Genomic DNA, 5,398 nt, shown 5'->3' with positions numbered 1-5,398 from the left:
GGGTCGCACCGACGGGCAAGGTGGATTCGGCGCTGCTGGAGGTCCATCAGCACGCGGCTCATGCCCTGTCGTGGCTGGCCACCTACGTCGAATCGCTGTCGCAATTGTCGGCCTGGTCGGCCCGCGTATCGGGCGAGATGGAGGACTTGATCGTCCGGATCGGGTTCGGCGAATACCTGACCCAGATCGCCGGCGGCATCATGATGAGCCAGAACGAATTCGCCCGGCTGTCGGATCTGGGGGTGACGTGGCGTCCCTCGGACGCCGCCCGCGCCCTGATGAACGGCAACACCCCCGAGGCGCGCGCCAGCCTGGCGCGGATGATCGCCGAACGGCAAGGCAGCGCCACCTTCGGTGCAACCGGCCTGGACGAGGACCTGGAGATGATCCGGGACCAGTTCCGCCGCTGGACCGATGACAGGGTCGTTCCCCATGCCCATCAATGGCATCTGCAGGACGCACTGATCCCGATCGAGATCGTCGAGGAACTTGCCGGACTGGGGGTCTTCGGACTGACCATTCCCGAAGATCTGGGCGGTCTGGGCCTGTCCAAGGCGGCGATGGTGGTGGTTTCGGAGGAATTGTCGCGCGGCTATATCGGCGTGGGCAGCCTTGGCACGCGCAGCGAGATCGCGGCCGAACTGATCCTTGGCGGCGGCACCGCCGCGCAGAAGGAACATTGGCTTCCGAAACTGGCCAGCGGGGAAATCCTGCCCACGGCGGTCTTCACCGAACCCAATACCGGCAGCGACCTGGGCGCGCTGCGGACGCGGGCAGTCAGGGAAGGCGATGTCTGGAAGGTGACCGGCAACAAGACCTGGATCACCCATGCCGCGCGCGCCCATGTCATGACGCTGCTGGCCAGAACCGATCCTGACAGCGACGATTATCGCGGCCTGTCGATGTTCATCGCCGAAAAGACGCCGGGCACCGCCGACGATCCCTTCCCCACCCCCGGCATGACCGGCGGCGAGATCGAGGTGCTGGGCTATCGCGGCATGAAGGAATACGAACTGGGCTTCGACGGATTCGAGGTCGGCGACGAGAACCTGCTGGGCGGGACCACCGGCCAGGGCTTCAAGCAATTGATGCAGACATTCGAATCGGCCCGCATCCAGACCGCCGCGCGGGCCATCGGCGTTGCCCAGAACGCGCTGGAACTGGGCCTGAAATACGCGCTGGACCGCCGGCAATTCGGCAAGGCCCTGATCGAATTTCCGCGCGTCGCCGACAAGTTGGCGATGATGGCGGTCGAAATCATGATCGCGCGGCAACTCACCTATCACAGCGCCTGGGAAAAGGATCACGGCCATCGCTGCGACCTGGAGGCGGGGATGGCCAAGCTGCTGGGCGCGCGGGTGGCCTGGGCCTGTGCCGACAATGCTTTGCAAATCCACGGCGGCAACGGCTTTGCGCTGGAATACCCGATCAGTCGGGTGCTGTGCGATGCCCGGATCCTGAACATCTTCGAGGGCGCGGCCGAAATACAGGCCCAGGTCATCGCGAGACGGCTTTTGACCCCGGCCGTTTCAGGCTAGACTTCGGAAACCAAAGCGGTTTCGAAGCGTTCGTTTCCGATTCCGGCCCGAAGGAGATCGCCCATGTCCCGTCCCGCCCGCCGTTTCGCCCTTGTCGGCGCCCTGACATTCGCCGGTGTGGCGCTTGCCGCCTGCGCGCCGGCCACCGCGCCCGGCGGCTTCGCGCCGGGCGAGGATCGCGGTTTCATTCCCGGTGGCAGCTATGTGCTGGTCGGCATGGATGGCAAGACCGTGCCGCTGCGCAACGTGACGCTGGTGGTTGAAGAGAACCGGCTCTCCGGCCAGGCGCCCTGCAACGGCTATTCGGCCACGAACAATGCGGAATTGCCCGCGATTGCGCTGTCGCCGATCGTGGCGACGAAGGTGGCTTGCAAGGACATGAAGCTGGAAACCCGTTTCCTTTCGGTGCTGCAACAGGCGAATTCGGCCGATTTCTACGGCGGCGTGCTGCGGGTCAAGTCTCCTTCGACCTGGCTGATATTCGAACGCGGGATGCGCGACACCAGCGGCGTCAGCGCACTGGAACAGGCACGCGGCACTCAGTAATCCGTGCCAGCCGGTGGCGGCAGCAGGCGCGTGACAAGCCGGTCGCGCGCGGCGGGCAGCGGCCGCCCCACCAGTTCGGCGGCAATTCGGCTGCGCAGGAAGTGACCGGTAATGGCCAGGCCCTGCGTCAGCCCCCGCGCCCGGCCTTCGGGCCGGTCGTCGCCCGTCCGGCCCAGAAGCGGCGGCAGCGGCAACAACCGGTCGGCCCATTCCCCCGCGCCGGCAAGGCTGACCGCGCGGCCCGAACGCGGGCTGACATAGGCCAGCCCCTCGGTCGCGCCGGTGACCGCGCAGGATGACAGGTCCAGCCCGAAACCCATCTCGTCAAGCAGCCGCATCTCCCATTGCAGATAGGCGACGCCCCAGTCAGAGCCGGTTTCGATCGCGTCCAGCAGCGCCTCGGTCCGGAAGAAGAGATCGGGATGGGGATCGCGTTCGGGCAGCGCGAAGACCAGCAGCGCGCAGATCGCGTTCAGGCCGGCCAGCGCCAGCGGATCGCCCATGATCCCCGCGCGCAGCCGCACCGGCTCGACCGCGAAATGGCCAAGCTGATCGTCCCGGCGTGCCCGCCAGCGCAGATCCAGCCGCGCCCCCGGCTGCAGCATCGCCGCGCGCGTGCGCGAGACGCCGCCGGGCACAAGACCCGCGTGCCGACCATGCCGCGCCGTCAACACGTCAAGGATCACCGCGGATTCGCCATGCGGCCTGCGCGCCAGCACCGTGCCCTCGGCTTGCCATTCCATCGCCCCGTGTCAGCCGGGCTGCGGCAGGGTCAGCCCGCCATCTTCGGCCAGCGGCCAGAACGGATTTGTCGCGATTTCCCAGACATGGCCGTCGGGATCGGCGAAATAGCCGGAATAGCCGCCCCAGAACACCTTTTCGGGCATTTTCAGGCAGCCGGCCCCGGCTGCAAGCGCGGCCTGAAAGACCGTATCCGTTTCCGCGTCATTACTGCAATTCTGCGCCAGCGTGATCGCGCCGGTTCCCAGATCCGCATCGGGGCGGCCCTGATCGGCGGCAAGGTCGGAGCGTCCGAACAGCGCCAGAACCGCGCCATTCATCTGAAAGAACAGGACGCCCTCTTGCGAGGCCGGATGCGGCGTCCAGCCCCAATCGGCATAAAAGGCCGCCGACCGGTCCAGATCGGTCACGCCAAGCGTGATCAGGGTGACGCGCTGTCGGGGTAAGGTCATGGCTCTCTCGCTTGGACAAGGTATCAGGCTGTCACGGCGCCGGCGCATCGGCAAGACCCAGGGCAAGGCCGCGTGCAGGCGGCGCAAGACGATTTCAGACGCCTCGCAACCGCGCGCGCCGCCTGTCGCCCGCCTCGCGCAGCAGCGACAGGGTATAGACCGCAAGCGCGATCCAGATCATCGGGAAGGCAATCATGCGCGCGATGCCAAAGGATTCCCCGAACAGCAGGACCGCGACAAGAAAGATCATCGTCGGCGTGATGTATTGCAGGATACCGATGGTGGACAGGCGCAGCAGCTTGGCGCCGTTGGCATAAAACAGCAGCGGGATGGCGGTGACCGGACCGCAGCCCAGCAAAAGCAACATGTCAAGGCCCGTGCCGGTGCCGAAGAACGCCCCGCCTTGCGCGGATCGCCAGACCAGCCAGGCCAGGGCAAGCGGGCTCAGCAACAGAACCTCCAGCGTGAAGCCCTGATTGGGACCCAGCGGCAGGCTTTTCTTGCAATAGGCGTAAAGGCCCCAGCTGAGTGTCAGCACCACCGCCGTCAGTGGCAGCCGCCCGGCTTTCATGCTCAGGACCACGACCGCGGCGAAAGCCAGCCCGATCGCGATCCATTTCAGCCGGTTCAACCGTTCGCCCAGCAGCGCCGCGCCAAGCGCGACGCTGAAAAGCGGATTGATGTAATAGCCAAGCGCCGCGTCAAGGGCATGACCGTTTCCCACCGCCCAGACATAGGTCAGCCAGTTGATCGAGATCAGGACAGCCGTCACCCCGGCCATTGCCAGCAGACGCGGATCGCGCAGCGCCACGCCCAGATCCCCGGTGCGGCGCTGCCAGATCAGCACCGCGGCCGCAATGGGCAGGGACCACAGGATCCGATGCGCGATCACGTCGATCGCGGGCAGATGCGCCAGCGCCTTCATGTAGATCGGCAGCAGGCCCCAGCTCAGATAGGCGGCCAGCGCATAGGTGAAGCCTTGCGGCGAATCGATGTTCGAGGATCTGCCCATGCGAATTGCATATGCTGCAGATCGCGGTAACGCCAGACGGGACCGCGAGGCGGCCCGGTTGCGGACCCGGCAAGGCACAGGCGCGAGGGCGTCAGTCCAGCCCGACCTCGTCCAGCAGGGTTCTTCCATCGCGGCTTTCGATTTCGATCACCCACAGATCGGGATCGAAACCGCGCTGGCGGCGGATGGTCTCGTCTATCCGGGCCTCGGGCCCCTCGCCGGTCAACTGCCAGGGCCGGGTATCGGTGTCGAAGTCCCATTCGCGGGCGTAAAGCCGGGCGCTGCCATCCGGACGGACGCATTTGACCAGCACCGCGCCGGCGGTGTCATCGCCATGGGCGATCACATAGGCGGGGATGTTCGCCAGCCCCAGCCGCGCCAGATAGGCGGATACCCAGATCCCCGCCGCAAGCCTGGGCTCGGGCATCAGCGGCCCGGATCGCCGTCGCGAAAATCGAGGCCCATCTCGCCATAGCGTTCAGCCTCGTCCTGCCAGTTCTCGCGGACGCGGACCTGCAGGAACAGGTGAACCCGGCGATCCATGAATTCCTCCATCTCGGCGCGGGCCGCCTGACCGACCGCCTTGATCGTCTCGCCACGCTTGCCCAGAACGATGCCCTTGTGTCCCTGCCGGGCGACATAGATCACCTGATCGACCCGCGCGCTGCCGTCCTTCTTCTCCTCCCAGCCCTCGGTCTCGACCGTCAACTGATAGGGAATTTCCTCGTGCAGGCGCAGGGTCAGCTTTTCGCGCGTGATCTCGGCCGCGATCATGCGCATCGGCAGATCGGCGATCTGGTCCTCGGGATAGAGCCACGGTCCGGCAGGCAGGGTCGTGGCCAGCCAGTCGCGAAGATCGTCGCAGCCATGTCCCCTTTCGGCCGAGATCATGAAGGTTCGTTCAAAGCCGAATTCCGCGTTCAGCCGCTGCGACAGGGCCAGCAGCGCCTCGGCCTTGACCCGGTCGATCTTGTTGATGATCAGTGCGACCGGCGTCCTGACCTCAAGCGCCTTCAGGTTGTCGATGATCGCCTGCGTACCCTCGGTCAGGCCGCGATGAGCCTCGACCAGCAACAGGATGATGTCGGCATCGGCGGCCCCGCCCCAGG

At 66.1% G+C, this 5,398-nt stretch carries 7 protein-coding genes; 2 read left to right on the top strand and 5 right to left on the bottom strand.

Annotated elements, in window-relative coordinates:
• Window positions 1–1,538: acyl-CoA dehydrogenase family protein (locus tag B4A72_RS00755; RefSeq protein ID WP_292977950.1), on the top strand; the 1,538-nt coding region annotated here is incomplete at its 5' end.
• Between the two features lie 63 nt (window positions 1,539–1,601).
• Entirely contained in the window at window positions 1,602–2,084 is a 483-nt protein-coding gene (locus B4A72_RS00750; protein ID WP_292977949.1) for an META domain-containing protein, read from the top strand.
• Here B4A72_RS00750 and recO read toward each other — a convergent pair.
• The 5 genes from recO to era form a co-directional block, all read right to left on the bottom strand.
• Window positions 2,078–2,827, bottom strand: a complete 750-nt coding sequence (gene recO, locus B4A72_RS00745) for a DNA repair protein RecO (RefSeq protein ID WP_292954539.1) — start codon at window positions 2,825–2,827, stop codon at window positions 2,078–2,080. The two genes, B4A72_RS00750 and recO, sit on opposite strands and share 7 nt — an antisense overlap.
• A gap of 9 nt (window positions 2,828–2,836) precedes the next feature.
• The gene (locus tag B4A72_RS00740) at window positions 2,837–3,277 is read right to left on the bottom strand and encodes a VOC family protein (protein WP_292977948.1); all 441 of its coding nucleotides are present in this window, start codon (window positions 3,275–3,277) and stop codon (window positions 2,837–2,839) included.
• Window positions 3,278–3,371: 94 nt separating this feature from the next.
• Window positions 3,372–4,289: an EamA family transporter RarD gene (rarD, locus tag B4A72_RS00735; protein WP_292954545.1), complete on the bottom strand. Its 918-nt coding sequence runs from the start codon at window positions 4,287–4,289 to the stop codon at window positions 3,372–3,374.
• 91 nt (window positions 4,290–4,380) lie between these two features.
• A complete protein-coding gene (locus B4A72_RS00730) occupies window positions 4,381–4,716 on the bottom strand; it encodes a DUF1491 family protein (protein ID WP_292954548.1) in 336 nt (111 codons plus the stop codon).
• Window positions 4,716–5,398, bottom strand: a 683-nt coding sequence (gene era / locus B4A72_RS00725) for a GTPase Era (protein WP_292977947.1), incomplete at its 5' end; no start/stop codon positions are given. The genes era and B4A72_RS00730, both read right to left, overlap by 1 nt.

This window comes from Paracoccus sp. UBA5162 (assembly GCF_002413585.1).
GTDB lineage: Bacteria > Pseudomonadota > Alphaproteobacteria > Rhodobacterales > Rhodobacteraceae > Paracoccus.
This window is presented reverse-complemented; position numbering and strand designations above follow the sequence as displayed.